Below are 26,780 nucleotides of genomic sequence, written 5' to 3'. Positions count from 1 at the left end.
CCCTGCGCATCGACATCCCCGACGGAGCTGACCCCATCCCGTACGTGTGGGGCGAGATGGTCCCCGAGATCGGCGCGGCGGCGTCGAACTTCTCGCTGGCCGTGTACGCCCACACCACTCTGGGCCTGCGCGAGTTCGAGGCGGCGCGGCTGCGCATCGCCCAGATCAACGGCTGCGCCTTCTGCCTGGACTGGCGCACCGAGCGCGACGGCCGGAAGGTGGCGGACGACTTCTTGGAGGCGGTCACCGCCTGGCGCACCACGGACGCCTTCGACGAACGCACCCGCCTGGCCGCCGAGTACGCCGAGCGCTACGCCCTGGACCACCACGGCCTCAACGAGGACTTCTGGTGCCGGATGACGGCCCACTACAGCCAGGCGGAGATCGTGGAGCTCACCATGAGCATCGGGTCCTGGCTGGCGTTCGGCCGGCTCAACCATGTGCTGGGGCTGGACAGCGTCTGTGTCCTGCCCCAGCGTTGAGGCGGTTCAGAAGTCGGCGGCGATGATCTCCTCGATGTTCCGTTCGGCGAGCGCCGTGATGGTGACGAAGGGGTTCACGCTCGTGTTGCCCGGAATGAGCGCCCCGTCGATGACATAGAGGCCGGAATGGCCGTGCAGGCGGCCGTAGTTGTCGGTCGCCTTGTTCAGCACCGCGCCGCCCAGGGGATGGTAGGTGAGGTGGTCGCCCCAGATCTTGTACGCGCCGAAGAGATCGGTGCGGTAGATCGTGCCCTCTTTCGCGTTGATCCGGTCGAATATCGACTTGGCCATGGTGATGGACGGTTGCTTCCAGGTCGTCTGCCAGTTGAGTTCCACCTTTCCGCTCGCCGGGTTCCACGAGAACTCCGCGCGGTGCGGATTCCTGGTGATCGACAGATAGAAGGAGGCGTACGTCTCGATTCCGGTGGGCAGCGGCGCGACTTCGGCGAAGGCGCCGCCCGCGGCCCAGTTGTCGATACCCGCGGTGGGAATCGCGGATTGCAGGGCGCCGGTGGGATCCCACATGTGATTGGCCCGACCGCACATGACATTGCCGTTGTCGCCCCAGCCCCTGCCGATCTCGCCGTTCAGGCCGGGCAGCGCGCCGGTCGCCTTCAGCCGGACCAGAAGCTTGCTGGTGCCGACGCTCCCGGCGGCGAAGAACACGCGGCCCGCGGTGACCGTTTTCGTGGCCGTGACGGCGCCGCCGGTGTCGAGTTGCTCCATGCCGACCGTGTAGCCGCCGGCGGCCGCGGGAGCCACGGAGACGACCCTGTGCAGCGGCGAGACGGTGACCTTTCCGGTCGCCCGGGCCCGGGCGAGATAGGTCTGCTGGAGGGTCTTCTTGCCGTGGTTGTTGCCGTAGAGGATCTCGCCGGCCAGCGCCGATTTCGGGACCGTACCGGCGGCCTCCTGCTTCATGTAGTCCCAGTCGTAGACGTCCGGGACGAAGACGAAGGGAAACCCGGAGCGCTGGGCGTGTTTGCGGCCCACCCGGGCGTACTGGTAGCACGCCGTCGTCTCGAACCAGGCCGGGTCGATGGTGCTGACGCCGAGTTCGGTGTTGGCGCGCGGGTAGTACACGTCGTACATCTCGTCGGCGTCGACGGACGGCAGCACGGCGCCGAAGTTCTCCCGCTTCGGCGTCACGGCCATGCCGCCGTTGACGAGTGATCCGCCGCCGACTCCGCGTCCCTGATAGACCGTGATCCCGCCCATTTCCTCGGCATCGAGAATGCCGGTGTAGCGGGGCACGTCCTTGTCGAGCGGATAGCCCAGGAAGTTGCTGATGGGTTGTTTGGTTCTGGTGCGCAGCCAGAACGATCGATAGTCGGGGCTGGTGGTGTTGGCGAAGATCCTTCCGTCCGGACCCGAGGTGTCCCACGCCATTCCCAGTTCGGCCATGTGGACTGCGACACCGGCCTGCGCGAGCCGGAGAGCGGCGACCGAGCCGCCGTATCCGGTGCCGATCACCAGGACCGGAATCCGCGCACCCGGTTCGATGACGGCGGTGTTCTGTTGCTGGGCCGCCAGGGACGGAGAGTTGTGGCCGCCGATCACCGCAGCGCCCGTAATGAAACTCGTTCCAGCGATGAATCGGCGGCGGGAGATTCCGTTTAGTGGGGGTCTGTTCTGGAGGTCAGCGCTCATACGGCACTCCTCGTTTTCGAGTGAATCGAAACGGGTTCTACTGCCGTCGGCATACGAAGTCACGACATACCTATAGGTAACTTTTCGCGCCCCACCCCCGACGTCTCGCCTTTCCTTGCGTCTTGACGGAAGGCTGGTCCGTACCTATGGTCACGGCCAGCGCGCGCGTTCAGTCATTCACCCGACGTTCACATACAAGAACGGACCCTCATGGCAGACGCACCCGTTCGACCCCGCCGCAGGCTTCGCCGCTCGCTCCTCGTCGCAACCACCGCCACCGCGGCCGCCCTTGTGGCCACGGTGCTCGCCGGTCCCGGCGCGCCCCGCGCCGACGCCGCCCCCGCCACCTTCGTCCACCCCGGAGTGACCGTCTCCAAGAGCCAGTTGGACTTCGCCCGGAGCAAGGTCAACGCCGGCGCCCAGCCCTGGAAGGGCGCCTTCGACCGGATGACGGCCGGCAGGTACGCCGACCTGAACCGCACCCCCAAGCCCCGCGCGGTCGTCGAGTGCGGCTCGTACTCCAACCCCAACTACGGCTGCACCGACGAGCGCGAGGACGCGATCGCCGCTTACACGCACGCCCTCGCCTGGTACATCACGCGCGACGAGCGGCACGCCCGCAAGGCCATCGAGCTGATGGACGCCTGGTCGGCCGTGATCCGCGACCACACCAACAGCAACGCCCCGCTCCAGACCGGCTGGGCGGGCTCCTCCTGGCCCAAGGCCGCCGAGATCATCAAGTACACGTACACCGGCGGCTGGGCGAACTCCGGCCGCTTCGCCACCATGCTCCGCACCGTCTACCTCCCCGAGATCATCAACGGCTCGAACTCCAACGGAAACTGGGAGCTGTCGATGATGGAGGCCGCGATCGGCATCTCCGTCTTCCTGGAGGACAGGGCCTCGTACGACAAGGCCATGGCGAAGTTCCGCACCCGCACCGCCGCCTACGTCTACCTCGCCTCCGACGGCGACCTGCCGAAGACGGTCCCGAGCCAGAACCTCAACACCCGGGAGAAGATCGTCAAGTACTGGCAGGGCCAGTCCACCTTCGTCACCGGCCTCACCCAGGAGACCTGCCGCGACCTCACCCACACCGGCTACGGCATCTCCGCCATCTCCCACGTCGCCGAGACCAGCCGCATCCAGGGCCAGGACCTCTACGGCACGGACGTCGGCGAACGGCTGCGGCACGCGCTCGGCTTCCAGGCCAAGTACGAGATGGGCGCGGCCGTCCCGAGCTGGCTGTGCGGCGGTTCCCTGCACCTGGGGCTCGGGCCGGTCACCGAGGTCGGCTACAACGCCCTGCACAACCGGCTCGGCCACGCCATGACCAACACCCAGGCACTGACCCAGCGCAACCGCCCGTCCGGCAGCAACAACCTCTTCGTGGCCTGGGAGACCCTCACGCACGGGGACAACCCCGACTGACCCGCCCCGACCCACCGTGGGGCGGGCGGACCACACCGGGCCGCCCGCCCCCTTGCGTGCACGTCAGGAGATGCGGTGCACCCGCTGGGTCGTCAGCTCGTACCGGGCGCCCACGATGGCGAGTTCACCGGACGTCACCTTGGCCGCGAGGTCGGGTTCGTCGGCGAGGCGGGACCGGACGAGCCGTATGTTGGCGTCGATGCTCGCGTCGACGCGGGCGGCGCCCTCCTTCGTGTGGTCGATGGCCGGGCTGATCTGGTCGGCCAGATACTGGATGTGGGCCGGCAGCCGCTCCCCGGACTCCTCCGCCGCGACGGCGGCCCCCACGGCGCCGCACGACTGGTGGCCGAGGACCAGGACCAGCGGTATGGCCAGTTCGAGGACCCCGTAGGCGACGCTGCCGAGCACCGCCTCGTCCAGGACCTCACCGGCGCTGCGCACCGTGAGCAGGTCACCGAGCCCCTGGTCGAAGACCAGCTCCGGAGGGACGCGGGAGTCGACGCAGCTGAGGATCACCGCGAACGGATGCTGACCCGACGTCAGCGCCTGCCGGACGGCCGGTGTCTCGTCCGGGTGCCGCTCGCGGAAGGTGCGCCAGCGCCGATTGCCCGCCTCCAGCGCGCGTAGGGCCTGCGCGGGGCTGCTGGGGCGGTGGTGCGGCGCTGCGGTGACGGCGGACGCGGGGGAGGCGTCGAGGGCGAGGCCGGCACCGAGCGCCGCGGCGCCGGTCAGAGCGGCGCGCAGAAGGCCACGGCGGGCGGGCGCCGCCGTGGCGGACGAGGCCGGCTCGGGGCCGGTGCCTCTGAGGGGGGTGTCATCGAGGTTCACGGCCATGAACGTATGCCCGGGACGGGCTCGCGGGGTTCACGCTACTGAATCATGGACTGGCGTGGTGAATTCCTGGCCAGGGGTTGAGCTGCGCTTGGTGTGACCGAGGGGCATCCTTGGCCTTGCAGGCCTCCTCGACGCCGAGGCGCCGGCGCCGCGACGCCCGCGCGATCACTAGGAGACACGGATGGACTACTACGACCTCGGCACCCACACCCGCCCGGTGACGACCTCGTCCGCCGAAGCCCAGCTGTGGTTCGACCGCGGCCTGATCTGGACGTACGCCTTCCACCACGAGGAGGCCGTCTCCTGCTTCGAGGCCGCCGCGGCCGCCGACCCAGACTGCGCCATGGCCTACTGGGGCATCGCCTACGCCCTCGGCCCCAACTACAACAAGCCCTGGGAGGCCTTCGACGCGCAGGAACTGGTCAGCGCCGTCGACCGCGCCCACGCCGCCGTGCAACGCGCGCACGAGAAGTCGGCCGGCGCCACACCCGTCGAACGCGCCCTGATCGAGGCCCTGCGCGCCCGCTACCCGCAGTCCGAGGCCGTCGAGGACTGCTCGGTGTGGAACGAGCCCTACGCCGACCGCATGCGCGCGGTGTACGAGCTCGCCCCCGACGACCTCGACATCGTCACCCTGTACGCCGACGCCCTGATGAACCTCATGCCCTGGCAGCTGTGGGACATCCGCACCGGAGAGCCCGCCGAGGGCGCCCGCACCCTGGAGGCCAAGGACGTCCTCGAACGCGCGATCGCCACCGAGGACGGGGAACGGCACCCCGGCGTGCTGCACATGTACATCCACCTGATGGAGATGTCCGCCACCCCCGAGGCGGCGCTGACCGTCGCCGACCGGCTGCGCGTCCTGGTGCCGGACGCGGGGCACCTGCTGCACATGCCCTCGCACCTGGACGTGCTGTGCGGCGACTACCGGCGCGTGGTCTCGGGCAACAGCGAGGCGATCGCCGCCGACGAGAAGTTCCTCGCCCGGTCCGGCGCGATGAACTTCTACACCCTGTACCGGTCGCACAACTACCACTTCAAGATCTACGGCGCGATGTTCCTCGGCCAGTCCAGGACCGCCCTGGAGACCGCCGCCAAGCTGGAGGAGACCATCACGGAGGAGCTGCTGCGGGTGGAGAGCCCGCCCATGGCCGACTGGCTGGAGGGCTTCCTGGCCATGCGGGTCCATGTGCTGATCCGCTTCGGCCGCTGGGCGGACATCCTGGAGCTGCCCTTCCCCGAGGACGCGCGGCTCTACTGCGTGACCACCGCGATGCTCCACTACGCCCGCGGCGTCGCCCTCTCCGCGACCGGCCGGATCGACGAGGCCGAGGCCGAACGGCTGCTGTTCCGCGATGCCGTCGCCCGGGTCCCGCAGTCCCGCACGCTGTTCAACAACACCTGCGCCGACATCCTCGCCGTGGCCTCGGAGATGCTCGACGGCGAACTGGAGTACCGCAGGGGCAACCACGCCGAGGCCTTCGCCGCGCTGGAACGGTCGATCGACCTCGACGACAGCCTCCCTTACGACGAGCCCTGGGGCTGGATGCAGCCCACCCGCCACGCCTACGGCGCCCTGCTCCTCGAACAGGGCCGGGTCGCCGAGGCCGAGGCGGTCTACCGGGCCGACCTCGGACTCGACGGAACACTGCCCCGCCCGTTGCAGCACCCCGGCAACGTCTGGTCCCTGCACGGCTTCCACGAGTGCCTGATGCGGCTCGGCAAGCCGGCGGAGGCCGGGATCGTGGCGCAGCAGCTGAAGATCGCCGCTGCCCTGGCGGACGTACCGATCGAGTCGTCCTGCTACTGCCGCATGGGGCAGCCCGCCCATCCCGCGCGGTGACTCAGGCGATGGTGAGCCGGTACCGCAGCGGGGACCTCCCGGTGATCAGCACACGGATGCCGTCCGGCGTGAGGGAGCCGTTCATCGAATGCCTCCGAGGAGACGCCCACCTTTAGGTGGGGGAGGAATCGGACTCCTGCGGAGCAGGGCAAGGGGCGGGGTTTCGCCCCCCGGGGCGAAAGACCGCGCTCTGACCCGCAGATTGATCTTAAGCTGTATCCCCATTAGTTTGTGAGCGTGCCCACGGCGTATGTGAAGCGGGCGTTCAAGTACCGCTTCTATCCCACGGACGAGCAGGCAGCGGAGCTGTCGCGCACGTTCGGTTGCGTCCGCAAGGTCTACAACCTGGCCCTGGCCGCCCGCACGGAAGCGTGGGCGCGGCAGGAACGGGTGAACTACAACGAGACCTCGGCCATGCTGACGGAGTGGAAGAAGACAGAGGGGCTGGCCTACCTGTCCAAGGTGTCGTCGGTACCGCTCCAGCAGTGCCTTCGGCACTTGCAGACGGCGTTCACCAACTTCTTCGCCAAGCGTGCCAAGTACCCGCGCTTCAAGTCGAAGAAGAAGTCCCGCAAGAGCGCCGAGTACACCACCAGCGGCTTCCGCTTCCGCGACGGCAGGCTGACCCTGGCGAAGATGGCAGAGCCGCTGGACATCGTATGGTCGCGCCCGCTCCCCGAGGGAGCGAAGCCGTCCACGGTGACGGTGTCGCAGGACGCGGCCGGACGCTGGTATGTGTCCCTGCTCTGCGAGGACCCCGCCGTGAAGGCGCTGCCCGCGACGGACAAGGCGGTCGGGGTGGATGTCGGCCTGGACCACCTGCTGACCCTCTCCACCGGCGAGAAGATCGCCAACCCCCGCCCGCATCGCGGACCGCCGCCGTGACGGCCTGCACAAGCTGACCACTCGTCTCGTTCGTGAGAACCAAACGATCGTGATCGAGGATCTGACCGTGCGCAACATGGTCAAGAACCACACGCTCGCCCGAGCCATCTCGGACGCGAGCTGGAGCGAGTTCCGCTCCCTGCTGGAGTACAAGGCCGCCTGGTACGGGCGGGAAGTGATCGCGGTCGACCGCTTCTTCCCCTCGTCCAAGCTGTGCTCCGCCTGCGGCACCCTCCAAGAGAGCATGCCGCTCAGCGTCCGCACCTGGACGTGCGAGAGCTGCGGCACGACCCACGACCGGGACGTGAACGCGGCCAAAAACCTTTTGGCCGCCGGGCTGGCGGTGACAGTCTGTGGAGCCGGTGTAAGACCTCAACGGAGCACTCCGGGCGGGCAGTCGGCGACGAAGCAGAAAGCCCTACGGCGCGAGCCGTAGGAATCCCCCTCGTTCACGAGGGGGAGGAAGTCAACCACGAGTAGCGTTCCCCCGCGTCGACCACCGGCGGCTGCTTGCCGCCCGCGCCGTTGCCCGGCCCGAACACGATGCGGTCGTCGCCGACGGTGTACGCGGCCTCGCCGCTGACCAGCTGGTAGGTGTCGGCCTGCCCCGCCACGGGCGTGAGCCCGTCGCCGGTCAGCGAGCCGCCGCGCCGGAAGCACAGCTCCAGCGCGAGCGGCACCGCCGACTGCGACACGTCGAAGTCCAACTCCCAGGCACCACCGGACACTTGGCGCACCAGTACCTCGGTACGCAGGGTCCGCCACTCCTTGGTCCGGTGCGGGAAGTCCATCGCCGACCAGAACCGTCCGTCGTTGGAGAGCGGATAGTCGCCGTCGGCCCGTCGGTGCTGCGGCGGCAGCGGCTGGTGGAACGCCGCCCGCACCTCGGCGTGCAGCCGCCATCCGCCGTCCACCCGCTGCAGCCCCTCGGCGCGGAAGTGCCCCAGGGAGAAGAACTGCGGCGACAGCCGCAGCGAGTCCAGGAACCTTGCGCATCTTGAAGAACGTCGGGTTGGTCGACAGCCCCGAGGAAATCGCCTGCTTTTCAGGGAAGTCGGTGCCGCCGAAGATCGTCGCGGTGTCCGTGCCACGCCGCACCCGAACCAGCCGGCAGTCGGTGTCGTGATGCACGAACTCCTCGGGAAGCCGGGCCGTCTCGGGCAGCGGCCGGGCCAGCTCCGGCCGGTCCAGCACCTCCGCCAGCCGGTCGCCGAGCGGCGTCTCACCGAACGTCTGCTCCGTACCGCGCTCGTGCAGCAGCGCGGCCACCGCGGCGAACCGCCCGTCGCCGTCCCGGATCGCCATCTCCCGGTACTGGAGCCAGAACTCCGGCAGGTAACGCAACGCCGTCTGGTCCTGGCGTCGCGAATGCACGCTCTCCACCTCGCCGTTGGGCTCGATGACGAAGAGGGTCGCCTTGAGGTTGGCCCGCACATGGTCGTACAGCTCCGTACGGCCGTAGTGGCGGGCCAGCGTCAGCAGCGCCGGGTTGGTGACCACGGCCGAGTAGGTGGGGCTGCGCTCGCTGTACTCGCCGCCCGGCAGCCGGTCGATGCCCTCCGCCAGCCAGGCGTCGATGCGCCGCGCGTACGCCGGGTCGGGCCACCGGCCGTGGATCCGGGCGAGCGCCGAGCACACCAGCCAGCGATGGTTGGCCGTGTGCACACCCCCGTGCGCGAGCCCCGGCCCGCCTTCCGCAGCACCCCCGCGACAGTCCGGCGCACGCCCTCGGTCGCCCGGTGCCCGTCCCGCTCCAGCAGGGCGTACGCCAGGTTCAGATCGACCACCGAGAAGGCGGTGTCCGGCGGCGAGTGCACGGCACCCTGGTCGTACAGACCGTCGTCGTACTGCTCCGCCGCGAGCACGTCGGCCAGCTCACCCAGCGGCCCGAGCAGATCGCGGGAGTGGTGGTACGCCGAGTCCTCGTGGACGTAGACCGAGGTGAACGTCCGCAGCGCCCGGGCGGCGGCCCGCGCCCGGCCCCGGTCGCGCAGGTCGGTGACCGTTTCGCCGTACGTCGTGAGCAGCTCGGCGGCCCGCCGGTCGGCGGTCTCGGTCAGCAGGGACATGAAGGCGGCGTCCGTAGGGGATCCGGCCGCGACGGGCGCGTCACTGATCCCGGTGGCCGCGGCGGCCGTCGCGGTCGTGGCGAGGAAGGATCTACGGGCGATCACGCGCTCTCCTGTCGTACGTCGACTGCGGTCAGAGCCAGGGCCAGCGGCCCCGGCACGAGAAAGGCCAGCGGCAGCAGCATCCATCCGCACAGCACGGCCGCCGCGAGAGCGAGCAGGACCAGGCCGCTCCCGCCCGGATCCCGTACGGCGTCCCGGGCCGCCTCGCGCACGGCCGCGGGCCAGTCGGTGAGCGAGGCCGGCCGGGCGCACGCGCGCAGCCCCACGACCGCCGCGCCCGCCGCGATCGCCCCCGCGAGCACGGCGAACAACCGCGCCCCCGGCAGCCCGGCCGCCGCCAGCGCCAGATCCGCGACCAGCAGCAGCACCCCGGCCAGGACCACCGCACCGGCGGCCAGATCCCCGCCCCGCAGTCGCTGTCGCAGCAGGCCGAAGTACCGCCCGGCCGTGGCGGGCCGGTCCTCGCGTACGCCGCGCAGCACCGCGCACGCCGTGGACAGCGCCGCCGGTGCGGTCACCAGCGGCAGACACGCCACGGTCGTGGCGAGGCCCACGCTGAGCACATCCGCGAACAGCGTCGCGCGGGGCCCGAACAGCTCGCCCGGCTCCCGGGTGCTCCGCACGCTCAACCCTTGACCCCCGAACTGGCCATGCCCTCCACCAGGAACCGCTGGAAGGCCAGGAAGAACAGCACGATCGGCAGCAGCGCGATCACCGACATCGCGAACATCGGACCGAACGACGACTGGCTGGAGGCGTCCACGAACGCCCGCAGCGCCAGCGTCAGCGTGAACTTCTCCGGCGAGAAGAGATAGATCAGCTGGGTGAAGAAGTCGTTCCAGGTCCAGATGAAGGTGAAGATCGCCGTGGTGATCAGCGCGGGCCGGGTGAGCGGCAGGATGACCAGGAAGAAGCTGCGGAACGGGCCGCAGCCGTCGATGCGCGCCGCCTCCTCCAGCTCCCGCGGCAGCCCACGCATGAACTGCACGATCAGGAAGACGAAGAACGCCTCCGTCGCCAGGAACTTGGGCAGGATCAGCGGCCAGTAGGTGTTCACCATGCCGAGCTGGTTGAAGATGATGTACTGCGGGATCAGCACCGCGTGGTGCGGCAGCATGATCGTGGCGATCATGAACGCGAACAGCGGGCCCCGGAAGGGGAACCGCAGCCGTGCGAAGGCGTACGCGGCCAGCGAGCAGGACAGCACGTTGCCGACGACCGCGCCGCCCGCGATCAAAAGGGAGTTGCCGAGCAGCCGGCCCACGGAGACGTCGTTGACGCCGTCCAGGGCGGTGGAGTAGTTCGACCACTCCAGGCGGCTCGGCAGCAGGTTGAGGCTGGCGATCACCTCGTCGGCGGGCTTGAGGGAGGTCGCCAGCAGCCAGGCCAGCGGGTACAGCATCACCAGCAGCGCGGCCAGACAGCCCACGTGCAGCGCCACGCGCCGCCACGGAAAGGACGTGCGGACGGCGGGAGTTGCCGTAGTCATCGATCCCCCTCGGAGGCGTAGAAGACCCAGGAGCGCGAGGTGCGGAACAGCACGGCCGTGACCGCGCCGATGACGATCAGCAGCACCCAGGCCATGGCGGAGGCGTAGCCCATGTGGGAGGCGACGAAGCCGCGGTCGTAGAGATAGAGCGTGTAGAAGAGGGTCGAGTCGGCCGGGCCGCCCTTGCCCGCGCTGACCGCGAAGGCGGGGGTGAAGACCTGGAAGGCCTGGATGGTCTGCAGGACGAGGTTGAAGAACAGCACCGGCGACAGCATGGGGATCGTGATGTGCGCGAACTGGCGCCGGCGGCTCGCCCCGTCGACTGCGGCGGCCTCGTACAACTCGCCCGGAATCTGCAGCAGTCCGGCGAGGAAGATGACCATCGGCGCGCCGAACTGCCACACCGTCAGCAGCGCGACCGCGAACAGCGCCCAGCCCGGCTTGTTGACCCAGCCGCCGGTGCCGAACAGGTTGTCCACGGTGCCGCCGTCGTTGAAGATCGCCCGCCAGACCAGGGCGATCGACATCGAGGCGCCGAGCAGTGAGGGCGCGTAGAAGGCCGAGCGGTAGAAGGCCCGGCCGCGGCGCATCGACTTCAGCGCGAGCGCCACGGCCAGGGCTAGCGCGAGTTGCAGCGGTACGGCGATGACGACATACGTCAGCGTCGCGACCACCGAACGCCAGTAGCGGGGGTCCTCGGTGAACATCTGCGTGTAGTTGCGCAGGCCCACCCAGCTCGGCGGGTTGAACAGGTCGTAGTCGGTGAACGACAGATACAGCGAGACGGCCATCGGCAGCAGCGTCAGCACGCACGCGCCGAGCACCCAGGGTGACAGGAACACCCAGGCGGCACCCTCGCGGCGGCGGCGCGCGGGCCTGCCCGGCAGGGCAACGCGCTTCGCGGGTGCGGCCGTCGGCACTTCCGTGGTGGTCATGACCGCAGCTCCGCCTTCGCCTCGGTGATGTAGTTCTCGGCCGCCTCGCGGGGCGACATCCGCTCGTACGACACCTGGTCGTAGTCCCGCTGGAAGGTCGTCTGCAGGGCGCTGTCCCCGGAGGGCGGCGCCTGCGGCGGATCGTTGAGCTTGCCCTCGACGGTGGCGTGGTAGTCGTTGATGACCTTGTCGAAGTCCTTGAGATCGGGGGCGATCTCCTCGCGCAGGGTCTCGTTGACCGGCATGCTGCGTGTCGCGCCGAGGACGCGTGCGGCGCCCGGGTCGTTGAGCATGAAGTCGATCAGCCGGGCGGCCTCCTCGGGATGCCCGGTGTTGGCGGCGATGCCCATGAACATCGACGGCTTGAAGTACTGGCCGGGCGTGCCGTCCTCACCGGACGGCATCGGCGCGAGCGTCACGCCCTGGCCGACCAGGGAGACGAAACCGCTTGCGGGCGCGTCCCAGTTGATGTCCACGATGGCCTTGCCACGGCCCAGCGGGGTGTTCTCCACGGTGCCGTCGAGCTGGGTGGTCTGCTCGGCGGGGGAGACCACACCGTCCCGGCGGAGCCGGTCGGTGAAGGTCCACCAGCGCGTCAGGTCGTCGGCGGTGAAACCGAGTCCGCCGTCCTTGGTGTAGAGGTCCTTGCCCTGACCGCGCAGCCACACCTCGAAGGCGTCCTCGCTCTGACCGGGGTCGGTGGCCGCCGGCGCGCCGGTCTTCTCGGCGAGGGCGCGCATGGCGTCGGCCCACTCGCTCCACGTCCACGCTCCGCTCGGCAGCGGAACGCCGGTGGCCTTCCACTGCTCGGCGTCGTACACCACCGTCTCGGTGCCACGCCCCTGCGGCACGGCGTACTGCCTGCCGTCCAGCGCGCCGGTGGCCAGCAGGCCCGCGTCGATCTCAGCGGTCCGCAGCACGGACTTCTGCCGACCGAGGTCGTAGAGCACACCGCCGGACGCGTACTGGTCGATCATGCGGTAGTCGAGCTGCATCACATCGGGGGCGTCGCCGCCGGCGGCCTGGGTGGCCAGCTTCTGCTTGTAGGTGTCGTAGCCGGAGAACGACGACTGCACCTCGATGCCGGGGTACTTCTTCTCGAAGAGCCCGATCGCCTCCTTGGTCCTGGCCGCCCGGTCCGGATTGCCCCACCAGGTGTAGCGCAGCACGACCTTGCCGCCGCTGCCGCCCGACTCGGTCCCACCCGAGCAGCCGGACAGCACCGTGCACAGTGCGAGCACGACCGCCGTGACACAGGACCTCCTCGTCCTGCTTCCGGGCATGCGGGTCACCCCTCTCCCGACTCTAGAAAGCGCTTGCGCCCTTCTGGGACCCTAGGGACGTCCGGATGTCACGACAAGACCTGTACACGCCATCATCGGAACGAAAGGCTCCGCATGACCTTGGACCCAGCGATGACCGTGGACCCCGCGCCCCGACGCCGCTGTGCCGTGGTGGGCCTCGGCGCCCGCGCTCGCCTCTACACCCAGGCCCTCACCGGCACGCACGCCGACCGGGCCGAACTCGTGGCGTTCTGCGACGTCAACGCGCACCGCATGGCCGTGCACAACGAATGGATCGCGCCCGCCGGGCCGGTCCCGGCGTACCGGGCCGAGGACTTCGACGAGATGCTGCGCCGCGAGCGGGTCGACCTCGTGGTGGTGTGCACGGTGGACCGCACGCACGACGAGTACATCGTGCGCGCCCTGGAGGCGGGCTGCGACGTCGTGACCGAGAAGCCGATGACGACGGACGCCGACCGCGCCCGCCGCATCCTGGACGCCCGGCGGCGCACCGGCCGCTCGGTGCGGGTGGCCTTCAACTACCGCTACAACCCCGTGCATTCGGCCGTACGGGAACTCCTCGCGCGCGGCGAGATAGGCGAGGTCGGCTCCGTGCACTTCGAGTGGCTCCTCGATCTGCGGCACGGCGCCGACTACTTCCGCCGCTGGCATCGCGACAAGGCCAACTCCGGCGGCCTCCTCGTCCACAAGTCCACTCACCACTTCGACCTCGTCAACTGGTGGCTCGACGCAAGCCCCGACACGGTCTTCGCCCAGGGCGGGCTCTTCTTCTACGGCGACGAAGTCGGCCGGCGCCGCGGCCTCGCCCGCGACTACACCCGCGCCCACGGCTCCCCGGCGGCCGAGGGCGACCCCTTCGCCCTGCGCCTCGCCGACGAGCCGCTGCTCAAGTCCCTCTATCTGGACGCCGAGTCGGAGGACGGCTACCACCGCGACCAGAACGTCTTCGCGCCGGGCGTGACCATCGAGGACGACATGGCGGTCCTCGTCCGCTACGACTCCGGCGCCACCCTGACGTACCACCTCACCGCCTACGCGCCCTGGGAGGGCTACCGGATCGCCTTCAACGGCAGCGAGGGCCGCCTCGAACTCCTCGTCGAGGAGACGACCTGGTCCCGCCCCGGCACCCAGACCGCCCTGCACGGCGCCGAGACCGACGAGGACGCCGGGCGAACGGAGCTGCTGCTGCGGCGGTTCTGGGAACGGCCCCGGGAGATCAAGGTGCCCACGGTGGAGGGCGGGCACGGGGGAGGGGATGTCCGGATGCTGCGCGACCTGTTCGGGCCGGACGCTGCCGACCCGCTGGGCCGGGCGGCCGACGCGACGGCGGGGGCGCGGTCGTTGGTGACGGGGCTGGCGGCCAACGAGTCGTTGGGGTCGGGGCGGGTGGTGGTGGTGGGGGAGGTGTTGGAGGTCTGACGCGGGAGTGGCGGGGCGGTCGGGTGCGGGGCGGGGTGGGGCGGTGCGGTGCAGTGGGGGCGGTGCGGTGGGGTGGGGGGCGGGGTGTGCGGCGTCGGCCTGAGCCTCTACCAGGTCGCCCGCGAACTGCAGTTACTCCTCGCGGTCTGGACCGGCGCCTGCCCCTGCCCCACCTGTCACCGCAACACGCAAGACCTCATACCAACCTGACCGAGCCCTACTAGGGCGTGTTTCGAAAGTCCCGTCTGGCCCGCGACGCCTGGCACGGCGCCTCGCTGCGTTGTCGGGGTCGCCCGCGTACGCCCAGTACGCGGGCGACCCTCCGCCTTGCGATGCACCGCACCAGACGCCGCGGGCCTCGCCCTCCGGGCGGACGACGCTACTTTCGAAACACGCCCTAGGTGTTCTGCCCACGGAGGTTGGTGACAGCGATCACTGCCGTGTGATCTTGAAATGGGTGAGGGCCTTCTGGCCTGGTGTGGATTGCGACATCTGCACCAGCAACAGAAAGGCCCTCGTGCCCCACCGTAATGCACCCCTGACCGAGACCGGCCGCCTGCGCCTGGCCCGCTGCGTCGTAGACGACAACTGGAGCCTGCGACGGGCCGCAGAACGCTTCCAGGTCTCGCCGACCACGGCCCAGCGGTGGGTCGACCGTTACCGTCGGCTCGGCGAGGCCGGCATGGCCGACCGCTCCAGCCGTCCGCGCACCAGCCCGCGCCGCACCCCGACCCGCACCGAGCGCCGGATCATCAAGGTCCGCATCCTGCGCCGGTGGGGACCGGCCCGCATCGCGCACCTGCTGCACCTGGTGCCCTCGACGGTGCACCGCGTCCTGGCCCGCTACGGCCTGGCCCGCCTTGCCCACCTGGACCGGGCCACCGGCCGTGTCATACGCCGCTACGAACGCGACCGGCCCGGCGAACTGGTCCATGTCGACATCAAGAAGCTCGGCAACATCCCCGACGGCGGCGGCCACAGAGTCCTCGGCCGGGCCGCAGGCCGCAAGAACCGCACGAACGCCGGCTACAGCTACCTGCACACCGCCGTCGACGACCACTCCCGCCTGGCCTACAGCGAGATCCACGCCGACGAGAAGAAGGAGACCGCCACCGCCTTCTGGACCCGCGCCCACGCCTTCTTCATCCAGGCCGGCATCACCGTGGAACGGGTACTGACCGACAACGGCTCCTGCTACCGCTCCCGCAACTGGCGCGACCTGCTGGCAGCGGCCGGGATCACCCACAAACGAACCCGGCCCTACCGGCCACAGACGAACGGCAAGGTCGAACGCTTCAACCGCACCCTGCTGGACGAGTGGGCCTACGCCCGCCCCTACAGGTCCGAGGCCGAACGACGCCAGGCGTTCGACGAGTGGCTGCACACCTACAATCACCACCGCGGACACACCGCGCTGAAAGGCCAGCCACCCTCCAGCCGCGTCCCCAACCTCTCAGGGCAATACACCTAGGCAGGGGCATCGGATCATCCGGTCCCCGGGCGCCCGCGCTGTGCCGGTGATCCGACGCCGAGGACGCCGAGCATGGCCCGGGTCGCCGGGCTGGGGTTGAAACGGCTCCACGCCAGATACTCGACCCGGCGCGGGCCGTCGACCACCGGGACCAGCGCCAGTTCCGGATCGTCGGCGGCCAGCGGGCGGATGTACGCCGACGGCATCAGCGCGATGCCCAGCCCCCGCGCGATCAGCCGGGTCATCAGCTCCACGACGGCGGCCTCGTACGCGACGTCGCGGACCAGACCTGCGGCGGTGAACGCCTGGTCGGACTGGGCCCGCGCGGGTGTCCCGGCCGCGAAATCCACGAAGGTCTCCCCGGCTATCTCCTCCAGCGTCACCCGGGGCGCGCCCGCGAGCCGGTGACCGGCCGGCACCACCAGCACATGCCGGTCGTGATCGAGGACGACGCTCTCCACCCCGGACGGCAGTTCGCCCTCCGGCAGGCCGAGGAACGCGATGTCAAGGTCACCCTCGCGGATCGCCGTCACCAGATCGTCGCTGCGTCCGGAACGCAGGGCGACGCTCACCTGCGGGTGCTGGGCCCGGTACCGCTGGAGCAGCTCGGGCACGTCGACGGCGGCCGCGGTCACGATCACACCGACGGCGAGCCGTCCGCGTACCACGCCGGTCGCCGCGGCGGCGTCGGCGGCCGCGCGGTCGGCGGCGGCCAGGCACTCGCGGGCCCCGGCGACGAACGCCGATCCGGCACTGGTCAGTTCGACGCGACGGCTGGACCGGGCGAAGAGCCGCACCCCCAGTTCGCGTTCCAGACCGGCGATCCGGTGGCTCAGCGAGGACTGCACGACCGAGCAGCGCTCGGCGGCGCGGGTGAAGTTGCGGGTTTCGGCCAGGGCGACGACGTAGCGCATCTGCTGCAGATCCACCCATCCATCGTCATCGTTCATGGCTGCCATGACAAACATGCTTTGGACTCATGGCGCGGGAAGCCGAGACTTCCTCGCATGGAGACTCTGACCGAGCGGCCACCGGCCCCGCCGCGGACCGCGTCCGCGCAGCAGGTGGCGACCGTCGCACTGACCGCCCTCGCCCCGGCGGCCTGGGGCTCCACGTACGCCGTGACCACGGAACTGCTCCCGCCCGGGCATCCGCTGTTCGCCGGGCTGATGCGCGCCCTGCCCGCCGGACTGGTCGGGCTGGCGCTCACCCGGGTGCTCCCGCGCGGGGACTGGTGGTGGAAGGCCGCGGTCCTCGGCGTGCTCAACATCGGCGCGCTGTTCCCCCTGCTGTTCCTGGCGGCCGAACGGCTCCCCGGCGGGGTCGCCGCCACCCTCAGCGCCACCCAGCCGCTGCTGGTCGCCGGGCTGGCCATCGCGGTGCTCCACGACCGGCCGACGGCCTGGCGGTGGACCTGGGCTGTGCTCGGTGTGCTCGGCGTCGGACTCGTCGTGCTCGGACCGCAGGCGCGGCTGGACGCCGTCGGGGTCCTCGCGGGCCTGGGCGGTACGGCCGCGATGGCAGGCGGGGTCGTCCTCACCAAGCGCTGGGGGCGCCCCGCGGGGGTGGGTGCCCTGACCCTGGCGGGCTGGCAACTGACGGCGGGTGGCGTGCTGTTGCTCCCGCTCGCCCTCGCGATCGAAGGGGTGCCGCAGCGGATCGACGCCGCGGCGGCCGGCGGCTACCTGTGGCTCGGCAGCATGGGCGGGCTGATCGCGTACACGCTGTGGTTCCGCGGGATCGGCCGGCTGCCGGTCGGCGCGTCCGCACCGTTGGTCCTGCTGTCCCCGTTGGTCGCGACGGTCGTCGGCATCGGGCTCGGCGAGTCGCTGAGCCTGCCGCAGTCCTTCGGGTTCGTCCTGGCGCTGGCCGCGTTGCTCGCCGCGCAGTTCAACTCCCCGATCCGGCGCGGCCGTATCGCGCGCCGTGGGCCCGTGGGAGACCACATCCGACAGGAGCGGATGCGATGACGAGAGGTTCGATGACGAGAGGTTCGATGACGAGAGGTTCGGTGACGACAGGTTCGATGAGGACGGGTTTGATTTCGATGAGGACGGGTTTGATGAGGACAAGTTTCATGGACACCGATTCGACGACGACCCGCAGGACAATCGCCGTGCTCGGCGCCACCGGCATGGTGGGCAGCCGGGTGATCGACGAGGCCGGGGCGCGCGGACACCGGGTGCTCGCCCTGTCCAGGAAGCCCGCGAGCGACGACCCGAACGTAACGCCCGTCGCGGTCGACGCGAACGACCCGCACGCCCTGCGCGAGGCGCTGGCAGGCTCCGCGGCCCACGGTGCGGTCCCGGACGCCGTCGTGGTGACCGTCCGGACCTTTCCCGCCGACCAGGAGTTCCTGGTCGGCGCGACCCGTACCGTGCTCGACATCGCCGCCCGGCACGGGATACGCGTCCTCGTCGTCGGCGGCGCCGGTGCCCTGCGCAGCCCCGGCGACCGGGATCTGCTCGTCGCCGACAACCCCACGTACGTGCCCGCCTAGTAGCGGCCCGTCGCCTTGGCCGGGGTCGCCCAGCTGCGGGCCTGCCGGGCCCACACAGGCGCGGACTGGGTGTACCTGAGCCCACCGGCCCTGCTCGAACCCGGTGCACGCACCGGCCGCTACCGGCGCGGCACCGACAGCCTGCTCACCGCCCCCGACGGCCGGTCGTGGATCAGCGCCGAGGACCTGGCTGTCGCCGTGGTCGACGAACTGGAGAGCCCCGGCCGCGAGCGGCACTTCACGGTCGTCCACTCGTCCGGTCGGGAGGGGTGGTGAACAGGTAGCGATCGACGGGACTTGAGCGCGTTCTGGCACGTATGAGTGAGCGTCCGGGCTGCGACCGGCACACTCCCGCGGTGGGGAACGAGAGTTCTTGCATCGAATGCGTGACCTTGGCCGGTGGTGGTCGTTGGGTGTGGTGGCGGGCTTCTCGATGCGGGACCGGGGGTGAATGGGATGGGTGGACTGCGCGAGGTGGCGGCGCCGTTCGTGGTGCCCGGCCCCTCGGGGGTGGCGATCCGTACCCGCATCAAGCACCTGACCGCGGGGGACGAGAAAGTTCTTCGCCTGGTCGGCGACCTGCTCGGCACACTCGCTTCCCGTGACCTGAAGGCGCGGTGCGCGGCCGGGCTGGGGCACGACAGTGAGCAGTGGGCGCAGCGTAAGCGTGTCCTGACCGAGGAGTCCTCCTCGCGCTGGGCCGGCAGCATCACGAAGACCACTCACGACCAGTGGGCGCTCGCGCGGCGGGGCCAGCTTGCGCACATCCAGAGCCTTCAAGCCGGGATCGCGACGATCACGCACCGGCTGTCCCGGCCCGTTGGCGAGAAAGGCACCAGGCAGGCGCCGGGCGGCTGCCACACCCGGCAGGAGTGGTTCGCCAAGTCCCGCCGCCTGCACCTGCTCGAAGACCGGCTCCAGACAGCCCGGGCAGAGCGTGAGGCAGGTGTCGTGCACGTGGTGCGCGGCGGAAAGCGGCTGCTGAGCAGCCGCCACCATCTGAAGGCCGCCCAGCTCACCGAGGCCGAGTGGCGTGCCCGGTGGGAGGCCGGGCGGCGGTTTCTGCAGGCCGATGGCGAATCCGGGAAGCGGTACGGCAACGAGACCATCCGCGTCACCGACGACGGCGAAATCTCCCTCAAGCTCCCGGCGCCGCTGGCGCACCTGGCGAACGCGCCGCACGGCCGGTACATCCTCACCGCCCGCGTGAGCTTTGCGCACCGGGGCGAGCAGTGGCGCGACCGGATCACCGCCAACCGGGCCGTCGCCTACCGTATCCACGAAGACGTAGGCCGGGCCCGCTGGTACCTGACCGCGTCGTGGACGATCCCGCCGGTCCAGGCCGTGCCGTTGGCCACGGCCCGTGCGAGGGGCCTGATCGGGGTGGACACCAACGCCGACCACATGGCAGTCTGGCGTATCGACGAACACGGCAACCCCGTCGGCGAGCCGCTCCGGTTCGGATACGACCTCACCGGCACCGCCAAACACCGCGACGCGCAAGTCCGCCACGCCCTGATCCGCCTGCTGCACTGGGCCAAACGCCACGGCCTCGCGGTCGCGGTCGAGAACCTCGACTTCCAAACGGAGAAGACCCGGGAGAAGCACGGCCGCCGCAAACGCTTCCGCAACCTCATCTCCGGCATGCCCACCTCCAGGCTACGGGCCCCGGCTCGTGTCCATGGCAGCCGAACTCGGCATCACCATCGTCGCCGTCGACCCGGCCTACACCTCCAAGTGGGGCGCCCAGCACTGGCAGAAGCCCCTCACCAGCAAGACCAGGAAGACCACTCGCCACGACGCAGCCGCCGTGGCGATCGGCAGACGCGCCCTGGGGCACCCGATCCGGCGACGGACGGCACCGCCCCCACACGACCGGAGCGATCGTGTGGGGCATCGGACCGTCCAGGCCCGACCGGGCATCCCAGGGCGGGAGGGAAACCGCCCCCGCATCCCCGGACCATGGACACGATCCGTGCGCGCCGGACGCGGCGGAGAACGCGGTGGACCAGAACGCCCAACACCGTTCGGGGCATTCGGCTGAGCACGGGTCCTGGCAACAGGACTCACTCCCGCTCAGTCTCTAGGAACGGTCCCCACCGGACGATGCCAGCGTGTCCCCATGAAGCGTTGGCAGTCAGCGATCGGACTCGTGTTGTGCTTGTCGGCCATGCAGCAGGCCGGCACGCTGTCCTACCCGGCGTTCTGGAACGCCGTCGGCCTGCTCGGGTCCATCTTCTTCCTCGTGATGCTGTGCGTCGGACCGAGAGGGCTGAGGAGGAAGCGAGCAGACACTCAGGCACAGGATGGCCAACGGCACCGTCAGTAGAGCTTGTTGACGGCCTTCACGGTCGTGGCCTTGAAGTCGGCGACTTGGGCGTGCTCGAAGGTGCCCATCTGCGCCCACTTGACGACCGTCACGGTCCTGCCGTCCCGGCCGACCGAGAACTGGGCGATGTCGGAGGCACCCCATTCCTGCACCGTGTGGATGCCGTAGACGTGGGCGCCCTCCTCGACGTTCAGCCGGCCGTAGTACTTCTCGGCCGCCGTCACGTCGGGGTACTGCTCCATCAGGTTCTCGGCGCAGTCGGCGAGATCCTTGCGCAGCAGCGCGGCGAACTCCTTGGCTCGCCGCTCGTTCCGCTCCACCACCGTGACCTGCAGGGCGTTGGTGTCGAACTCCGTCCAGTACGCGCGGTGCGTGGCGATCGACGGCAGCGCCTCGCCCACGCAGATCGGCAGCGGATCCGGCTGCCCGGCCGTGACGGGCCCGGCGTACCAGGGCGACGTCGGGTGCGGCGGCAGCTGGCCCGGCGCCAGGAACCGGGGTGTGCCGGAGGCGGCCGGGCCGGCGGCCGCCGGGACGGCGGTCAGGGCGACAGCGGCGCCGGCCGTCAGGGCGGCGATGCCAAGTCGGGCACGGACGTTCATGTTTCCCCCAAGTGTCGTGCGTTTTCGCGACGTTACGTTTTATACGACCCGCTTCGATGGGCTTTCGTTGCTCTGCGCTGTTGTCACAACTCGGTCCCATATGTCATCAAGGCGTAACAGAGGCCATGATCACCGATTTCTATGGTGTGTCCGGTCAGCGACCCGTGCGATGCCCCCGGCCACCAAAGCCCCGCCCACGAGCCCCGCACTGACCCACAGCGGCGAGCGATAGCCCCAGCCTGCCTCGATGGCGGCCCCGCCCGCGACCGGACCGAGCGCCGCACCGGCGTTCAGCGCCGCAGTCGCGAACGACCCGCCGAGCGTCGGAGCCTCCGGTGCCGCGTACACCGACTGCGTGATCAGTGTCGATCCGACGGCGAACGACAACGCGCCCTGCACCACGACCAGCGTCAGCGCGGTCATGGTGTTGCCCGCCGTGACGGCGAACAGCGCCCAGCCGGCAACCAGCGCGACCCCACCCGGCAGCAGCAGCCGCATCGGCCTGTCGTCCGCCATCCGCCCGCCCAGGCTCACGCCTGCGAACGCGCCGAGCCCGAACAGCGCGAGCACCACCGGCACCCAGCCCGCGGCGAAGCCGCCGACGCGCGTCACCACCGGAGCGAGATAGGTGAACGTGCAGAACGTGGCCGCGTTCACCAGGGCCGCCAGCAGCAGGAACACCTGCAACCGGGCGCGGCGCAGCGCCCGCAGCTCACGCCTGGCGCTGGGCGCCTCACCAACGGCCTCCTCCTCGACCGGCGCCCGACCGGGCACCGACCGCATGACGGCGAGGACGACGGGCACGCAGATCAGCGCCACCGCCCAGAAGGCCGACCGCCACGACCACATCTGGCCCAGCACAGCGCCGCCCGGCACACCGGCGACGCAGGCCAGCGTGACCCCGGACAGCAGCACGGAGATGGCCCGGCCCTTGGCGTCGGGACGCACCATGCTCGTCGCGGTCGCCATACCGACCGCGAGGAACCCGGCGTTCGCCAGCGCACCGACGACGCGCGACGCCAGCAGCACCGTGAAGCTGGTGGTGACCGCGCCGACGACGTGGACGGCGATGAAGGCGACCAGGAAGACGAGCAGGGCCCGCCGCCTGGGCCGGCGAAGACTCAGCGCGGCCATCAGCGGCGCACCGACGATCATGCCGACGGCGAAAGTCGAGGTCAGCACCCCGGCGGTGGGGATGGACACCTGAAGATCACGCGCGATGCCCGGCAGCAGACCGGACAGCATGAACTCGGACGTGCCCTGGGCGAAGACGGCAAGACCGAGCATGTAGACAGTGAGAGGCACAGCAGCACTCCGGCGCACAGGAACGAACCGGAGGACGGCACGCGGAACCACGCCCGTGCGGATGCACGCGGCAGGACATGCGTCGTCCGTCGTCCGGAAGAGGACAGCCCGAACGCGGTGCTCCGGCGGCAGGTACGACGGACGGCGGCGCGGCCTGAAGGAACGGCGGCGCGTCACGCGGTACGGCAGAGTGCCACCGGAGAACCGGTGGCTAGCGTCTGGATGCCTCAGGGCTGGACATGGCCCCCGACCCTAATCACGAACCTCCCGCCCCGCCACCGAATTGATCCCGGATCCCGGGCCGCCCCGCCTCACCTCGCCTCACCCCGCCCCACCGTGCTCTCCCGCTCCACCAACCGGAACCCAGGAGTCAGATCCCGCCTGCCGGAACCCTTCGACTCGCCGGAGCCCCCCGACTCCCCACCCCCCGCCAACGCCCCCAGCACCGACGCCACCGCCAACCGCGCGACAGCCTCCTTGTCCGGCGACACAGTGGTCAGCGACACCGCCCCGAACCGACCCTCGGCGATGTCGTCGAACCCCACCACGGCGACATCCTCCGGCACCCGCAATCCCCGCTCGTGCAGCGCCCGCAGCACCCCGATGGCGATCAGGTCGTTGAACGCGAACACGGCGTCGGGCCGCACCCCCGAGTCCAGCAGCCGGGCCATCGCCCGCGCCCCGCCCTCCCGCCCCCACCCCTTGCCGCGCACCACCAGGCTCTCCGGCGCAGGGACCCCGGCGGTCGTCAACTCCTCGCGCCAGCCCGCGAGTCGCAGCTCGGCCGGACGGTTCGCCGAGTCCGTCCCGGCGCCGACATACGCGATGCGGGTGCGGCCGAGGTCGAGCAGATGCCGTACCGCCGCGCGCGCCGCGGCCACGTTGTCGATCGCGATGTGGTCGTAGGGGGCGTCGTACTCCCGCTCGCCGAGCAGCACCAGCGGCACCTCGGCGGAGCGCCCCGCCAGGTCGGCGTCCTGAAGTTCGAGCGGGCTGAGGATGATTCCGTCGATCACCCGGGTCCGGAACCCCTGACTGGCCAGCACTTCCTGCTCGCGCCGGCCGCCGGTCCGGTCCAGCAGGACGGTGTACTCGTGCTCGTCCGCCGCGTCGATCACGGCCTCGGCGAGTTCGGCGAAGTAGGGGTTGGCCAGCTCGGGCACGGCCAGCGCGATGATGCCCGTACGTCCCCTGCGCAGATGGCGTGCGGTGGGGTTGGGCCGGTAGCCGAGTGCGTCGATGGCCTGCTGGACCCGGGCCCGGGTGGCGGGGGTGACGTGCGGATGGTCGTTCACGACGTTGGACACGGTCTTGATCGAGACGCCCGCGCGCTCCGCCACGTCCTTCAGGCTCACCGGCATCAGGTCTCCTCGCGGGGATGGCGACTGTCGTACTTCGACAAGTAGAGCGCGGTTGTCATGAACCTGGACAGCGGTCGGGAGGCGTGCTGTCATGCCAACTGCTGTGTTTGCAACGTTGTACAGACCGACGCAGTGAGCCGCCACCCTTCCTGAGCATCGGCATCAGCTTCAGCCAAGGAGGATTCGTGCGCATCGGACAGCTGAGAGTCAGAGACCGCCTCGCGTTACTGCTGGCGGCGGTGCTGGGCACCGCGGGACTGGCCGCCACCCCCGCCCCCGCGGCCGAGGACCCCGTCGAGGCCCACGGTCTCAAGGGCGAGTACTACACCCACTCGGCCCCCGGCACCTTCGACTTCCACGAGCTCAGAGCCACCGGTTTCGACCCACAACTCGACTTCGACTCCCTGGAGTCCCGCCTCAAGGCCGCCACCGGCCGGTCCGACGACGTCAGCGTCCGCTGGACCGGTCGTCTGGTGCCGGAGCAGACCGGACCCACCACCTTCTCGATCACCGGTGACAACGGATTCCGGCTGTGGATCGACGGCAAGCCGGTCATCGACCACTGGGTGGACGACTGGGACCGCGAACAGACCAGCGCCCCCGTCGAGTTGACGGCGGGCCGGTCGTACGACATCAAGGTCGAGTACTTCGAGCACTACGGAGGCTCCAACCTCCACCTGCGCTGGACCCCGCCGAACGGCACCAAGACGGCCGTCCCGCAGTCGGCCTTCCGCCTCCCCGAGGCCTACGACTACGACGGCGCCATCGCCACCACCGTCCTGAAGGACGGCCGTACCCTCCGACTCGACTTCGCCCAGGACCTCGCCGCACCGCCCGCAGGTCTCACCGACCACCTCGACGCCGTGATCGGCGGCGCCACCTGGCCCCTGGGTGCGGCCCGGGTGGACCCAACGGCCCCGACCTCCCTGCTCGTCACCCTGGACGAACCCGTCGTCGGCAACAAGACCGGCACCGCTCCCGGCCTCGCGGACGTCCGCTACGACGGCGAGGGCGGCCTGACCGCGCGGGACGGCAACGTTGTCAACGCCTTCTGGAGCAGCGGCCCGAACCGCTCCACCCACCAGCTGCGCACCCCCTGGGCCGACGACGTCACCCCGGCCAACGCCCACCGCGAGTACCCCCGCCCCCAGCTCACCCGGAACGCCTGGCGCAACCTCAACGGCACCTGGCAGTTCGCGGCCGCGAGCGCGGGGGAGGAGCCGCCGTTCGGCCGGAACCTCGACGAGCGGATCCTCGTCCCGTACCCCGTCGAGTCCCAGCTGTCGGGGATCGAACGGTACGCGGACCGCATGTGGTACCGCCGCACCTTCACCGTCCCGTCCGACTGGCGGATCGGCGGCGGAAAACGACTGCAACTGAACTTCGGTGCCGTCGACTGGCAGTCCGAGGTCTACGTCAACGGCACCAAGGTCGCCTCCCACAAGGGCGGATACGACAAGTTCTCCGCCGACATCACCGACGCCCTCCGACCCGGCCGCACCCAGGAACTCATCGTCGGCGTCCACGACCCGACGGACTCGGCCAACGGCGAGAACCCGCCCCTCGGCAAGCAGCGCCTGGACCCGAGCGGCATCTGGTACACACCCTCGTCCGGCATCTGGCAGACGGTGTGGCTGGAACCGGTTGCCGCCGACCGCGTCGACGGCCTCAAGCTCACCCCGAACGTGGACTCCGGCACTCTGACCGTCGAGCCGCAGGGCGTCCGCTCCGGCCTCCCGGTCACCGCCACGGCGTACGCCGGTGACCGCCGCGTCGCCACGGCCCGCGGCCGCGGCGGCCAACCCCTCACCCTCCGGATCCCGCGCCCACGCCTGTGGTCACCCGACGATCCGTTCCTGTACGACCTGAAGGTGAGCGTCGGCGGTGACCGCGTCGGCAGCTACTTCGGGATGCGCTCCGTCGAGGTGCGGAAGATCGACGGCGTCCCCCGCACCCTCCTCAACGGCGAGCCCGTCTTCCTGATGGCCACCCTCGACCAGGGCTTCTGGCCGGACGGCCTGCACACGGCCCCGACCGACGAAGCCCTTGCGTACGACCTGAAGATGCACAAGAAGATGGGCTTCAACTCGGTCCGCAAGCACATCAAGGTGGAACCCGACCGCTGGTTCTACTGGGCCGACCGCCTCGGTCTCCTCGTCTGGCAGGACATGCCGGCGATGACGGCCGGGGTGAACCCGAGCGCCGCGGCACGCGCGCAGTACGAGCGCGAGATGAAGGAGATGATCGACGAGCACATCAGCAGCCCGTCGATCGTCATGTGGGTTACCTTCAACGAAGGCTGGGGCCAGTACGACGTCGGCCGCATCGCCGCCCAGGCGAAGGCCTGGGATCCGACCCGGCTGGTCAACAACCAGTCCGGCCTCAACCTCGGCGCCGACGGCGGCACCGGCGACATCATGGACGAGCACGGCTATCCCAGCCCCGCCCTGCCGCCCCACCCCGATGGCGAACGGGCCCTGGTCAGCGGCGAGTACGGCGGCCTCGGCCTCGCGGTACCCGGCCACGCCTGGTCGGTGCAGCAGTCGTACGTCGACGTCGACCCGGCCACGTACACGGACGACTACCTCGACAAACTCGCCGAGGTGCGCGCCCTGGTGTGCCGGGGCGGCAACGGCGCCGTCTACACGCAGATCTCGGACGTCGAGGGTGAGCTCAACGGCCTGCTGACGTATGACCGCAAGGTCGTCAAGCCGGATGTGCGGCGGCTCGCGGCGGCACACCGGGTACTGATCGAGGACGCGTCCCGGGCGACACCGGCCGGTTGCGTGTGACGTCAGCAGACGCAGG

General features: G+C 70.3%; 20 protein-coding genes and 3 pseudogenes. 11 read left to right on the top strand and 12 right to left on the bottom strand.

The window, feature by feature from the left end:
* Nucleotides 1–2 precede the first annotated feature (2 nt).
* Entirely contained in the window at nucleotides 3–482 is a 480-nt protein-coding gene (locus HJD23_RS01425; RefSeq protein ID WP_171111365.1) for a carboxymuconolactone decarboxylase family protein, read from the top strand.
* Nucleotides 483–488: 6 nt separating this feature from the next.
* Here the strand turns inward: HJD23_RS01425 and HJD23_RS01420 are convergent, their stop codons facing one another.
* Nucleotides 489–2,132, bottom strand: a complete 1,644-nt coding sequence (locus HJD23_RS01420; RefSeq protein WP_171107883.1) for a GMC oxidoreductase — start codon at nucleotides 2,130–2,132, stop codon at nucleotides 489–491.
* A 210-nt stretch (nucleotides 2,133–2,342) separates the two neighbouring features.
* Between HJD23_RS01420 and HJD23_RS01415 the strand changes: the two genes are divergently transcribed.
* Nucleotides 2,343–3,563 carry an alginate lyase family protein gene (locus HJD23_RS01415; RefSeq protein ID WP_171107881.1) on the top strand — a complete coding sequence of 407 codons (1,221 nt, stop codon included), beginning with the start codon at nucleotides 2,343–2,345 and terminating at the stop codon, nucleotides 3,561–3,563.
* A 63-nt stretch (nucleotides 3,564–3,626) separates the two neighbouring features.
* Here the strand turns inward: HJD23_RS01415 and HJD23_RS01410 are convergent, their stop codons facing one another.
* Nucleotides 3,627–4,397, bottom strand: coding sequence for a carbonic anhydrase (locus tag HJD23_RS01410; protein WP_171107880.1), 771 nt, complete (start codon nucleotides 4,395–4,397; stop codon nucleotides 3,627–3,629).
* Between the two features lie 181 nt (nucleotides 4,398–4,578).
* On the opposite strand from HJD23_RS01410, the gene HJD23_RS01405 reads away from it, so the two are divergent.
* Both HJD23_RS01405 and HJD23_RS01400 read left to right on the top strand, forming a co-directional pair.
* A complete protein-coding gene (locus HJD23_RS01405; RefSeq protein WP_171107878.1) occupies nucleotides 4,579–6,240 on the top strand; it encodes a hypothetical protein in 1,662 nt (553 codons plus the stop codon).
* Between the two features lie 237 nt (nucleotides 6,241–6,477).
* Nucleotides 6,478–7,561, top strand: a pseudogene (locus HJD23_RS01400) (RNA-guided endonuclease TnpB family protein).
* 13 nt (nucleotides 7,562–7,574) lie between these two features.
* Here the strand turns inward: HJD23_RS01400 and HJD23_RS42945 are convergent.
* Entirely contained in the window at nucleotides 7,575–8,039 is a 465-nt protein-coding gene (locus tag HJD23_RS42945; RefSeq protein WP_206325993.1) for a hypothetical protein, read from the bottom strand.
* An 83-nt stretch (nucleotides 8,040–8,122) separates the two neighbouring features.
* Here HJD23_RS42945 and HJD23_RS44640 point away from each other — a divergent pair, with 83 nt between their 5' ends.
* Nucleotides 8,123–8,251: a hypothetical protein gene (locus HJD23_RS44640; protein WP_277347766.1), complete on the top strand. Its 129-nt coding sequence runs from the start codon at nucleotides 8,123–8,125 to the stop codon at nucleotides 8,249–8,251.
* A gap of 349 nt (nucleotides 8,252–8,600) precedes the next feature.
* On the opposite strand, the gene HJD23_RS44635 is transcribed toward HJD23_RS44640, so the two are convergent.
* Genes HJD23_RS44635 through HJD23_RS01375 form a run of 5 tightly spaced genes read right to left on the bottom strand, consistent with a single transcriptional unit; the run spans nucleotide 8,601 to nucleotide 12,964 of the window.
* Entirely contained in the window at nucleotides 8,601–9,299 is a 699-nt protein-coding gene (locus HJD23_RS44635) for a hypothetical protein (RefSeq protein ID WP_206325992.1), read from the bottom strand.
* Nucleotides 9,296–9,886: a hypothetical protein gene (locus HJD23_RS01390; RefSeq protein ID WP_171107876.1), complete on the bottom strand. Its 591-nt coding sequence runs from the start codon at nucleotides 9,884–9,886 to the stop codon at nucleotides 9,296–9,298. Before HJD23_RS01390 ends, HJD23_RS44635 begins: the two co-directional genes overlap by 4 nt.
* Complete coding sequence (locus HJD23_RS01385) at nucleotides 9,883–10,746, bottom strand: carbohydrate ABC transporter permease (RefSeq protein WP_171107874.1); 864 nt, start codon at nucleotides 10,744–10,746, stop codon at nucleotides 9,883–9,885. The genes HJD23_RS01390 and HJD23_RS01385 overlap by 4 nt, the downstream gene beginning before the upstream one ends.
* The gene (locus HJD23_RS01380) at nucleotides 10,743–11,681 is read right to left on the bottom strand and encodes a sugar ABC transporter permease (RefSeq protein WP_171107872.1); all 939 of its coding nucleotides are present in this window, start codon (nucleotides 11,679–11,681) and stop codon (nucleotides 10,743–10,745) included. The genes HJD23_RS01385 and HJD23_RS01380 overlap by 4 nt, the downstream gene beginning before the upstream one ends.
* Nucleotides 11,678–12,964 carry an extracellular solute-binding protein gene (locus HJD23_RS01375; RefSeq protein WP_171107870.1) on the bottom strand — a complete coding sequence of 429 codons (1,287 nt, stop codon included), beginning with the start codon at nucleotides 12,962–12,964 and terminating at the stop codon, nucleotides 11,678–11,680. Before HJD23_RS01375 ends, HJD23_RS01380 begins: the two co-directional genes overlap by 4 nt.
* A gap of 114 nt (nucleotides 12,965–13,078) precedes the next feature.
* Here HJD23_RS01375 and HJD23_RS01370 point away from each other — a divergent pair, with 114 nt between their 5' ends.
* On the top strand, nucleotides 13,079–14,404 hold the full coding sequence (locus HJD23_RS01370; protein WP_232108131.1) for a Gfo/Idh/MocA family oxidoreductase: 1,326 nt from the start codon (nucleotides 13,079–13,081) through the stop codon (nucleotides 14,402–14,404).
* Between the two features lie 517 nt (nucleotides 14,405–14,921).
* Entirely contained in the window at nucleotides 14,922–15,875 is a 954-nt protein-coding gene (locus tag HJD23_RS01365; protein ID WP_171133972.1) for an IS481 family transposase, read from the top strand.
* A gap of 14 nt (nucleotides 15,876–15,889) precedes the next feature.
* Here HJD23_RS01365 and HJD23_RS01360 read toward each other — a convergent pair whose 3' ends face one another.
* Nucleotides 15,890–16,804 carry a LysR family transcriptional regulator gene (locus HJD23_RS01360; protein ID WP_171111729.1) on the bottom strand — a complete coding sequence of 305 codons (915 nt, stop codon included), beginning with the start codon at nucleotides 16,802–16,804 and terminating at the stop codon, nucleotides 15,890–15,892.
* A gap of 78 nt (nucleotides 16,805–16,882) precedes the next feature.
* On the opposite strand from HJD23_RS01360, the gene HJD23_RS01355 reads away from it, so the two are divergent.
* The 3 genes and pseudogenes from HJD23_RS01355 (at nucleotide 16,883) to HJD23_RS43285 (ending at nucleotide 20,462) form a co-directional block, all read left to right on the top strand.
* The gene (locus tag HJD23_RS01355; protein WP_171110280.1) at nucleotides 16,883–17,845 is read left to right on the top strand and encodes an EamA family transporter; all 963 of its coding nucleotides are present in this window, start codon (nucleotides 16,883–16,885) and stop codon (nucleotides 17,843–17,845) included.
* 107 nt (nucleotides 17,846–17,952) lie between these two features.
* Nucleotides 17,953–18,651 (top strand): annotated as a pseudogene (locus tag HJD23_RS01350) (NAD(P)H-binding protein).
* 180 nt (nucleotides 18,652–18,831) lie between these two features.
* Nucleotides 18,832–20,462 (top strand): annotated as a pseudogene (locus HJD23_RS43285) (IS200/IS605 family accessory protein TnpB-related protein).
* Nucleotides 20,463–20,697: 235 nt separating this feature from the next.
* Here the strand turns inward: HJD23_RS43285 and HJD23_RS01345 are convergent.
* From HJD23_RS01345 to HJD23_RS01335, 3 genes are all read right to left on the bottom strand, one after another.
* Nucleotides 20,698–21,306, bottom strand: coding sequence for a hypothetical protein (locus HJD23_RS01345; RefSeq protein WP_171133971.1), 609 nt, complete (start codon nucleotides 21,304–21,306; stop codon nucleotides 20,698–20,700).
* Between the two features lie 129 nt (nucleotides 21,307–21,435).
* Nucleotides 21,436–22,611, bottom strand: coding sequence for a Cmx/CmrA family chloramphenicol efflux MFS transporter (locus HJD23_RS01340; RefSeq protein ID WP_171110278.1), 1,176 nt, complete (start codon nucleotides 22,609–22,611; stop codon nucleotides 21,436–21,438).
* A gap of 311 nt (nucleotides 22,612–22,922) precedes the next feature.
* Entirely contained in the window at nucleotides 22,923–23,972 is a 1,050-nt protein-coding gene (locus HJD23_RS01335) for a LacI family DNA-binding transcriptional regulator (RefSeq protein WP_171110277.1), read from the bottom strand.
* A gap of 191 nt (nucleotides 23,973–24,163) precedes the next feature.
* Between HJD23_RS01335 and HJD23_RS01330 the strand changes: the two genes are divergently transcribed.
* Nucleotides 24,164–26,764 carry a PA14 domain-containing protein gene (locus tag HJD23_RS01330; RefSeq protein WP_171111727.1) on the top strand — a complete coding sequence of 867 codons (2,601 nt, stop codon included), beginning with the start codon at nucleotides 24,164–24,166 and terminating at the stop codon, nucleotides 26,762–26,764.
* The last annotated feature ends 16 nt before the right edge of the window (nucleotides 26,765–26,780 follow it).

This window comes from Streptomyces sp. Z423-1 (assembly GCF_013009255.1).
Taxonomy (GTDB): Bacteria; Actinomycetota; Actinomycetes; order Streptomycetales; family Streptomycetaceae; genus Streptomyces; species Streptomyces gossypiisoli.
This window is presented reverse-complemented; position numbering and strand designations above follow the sequence as displayed.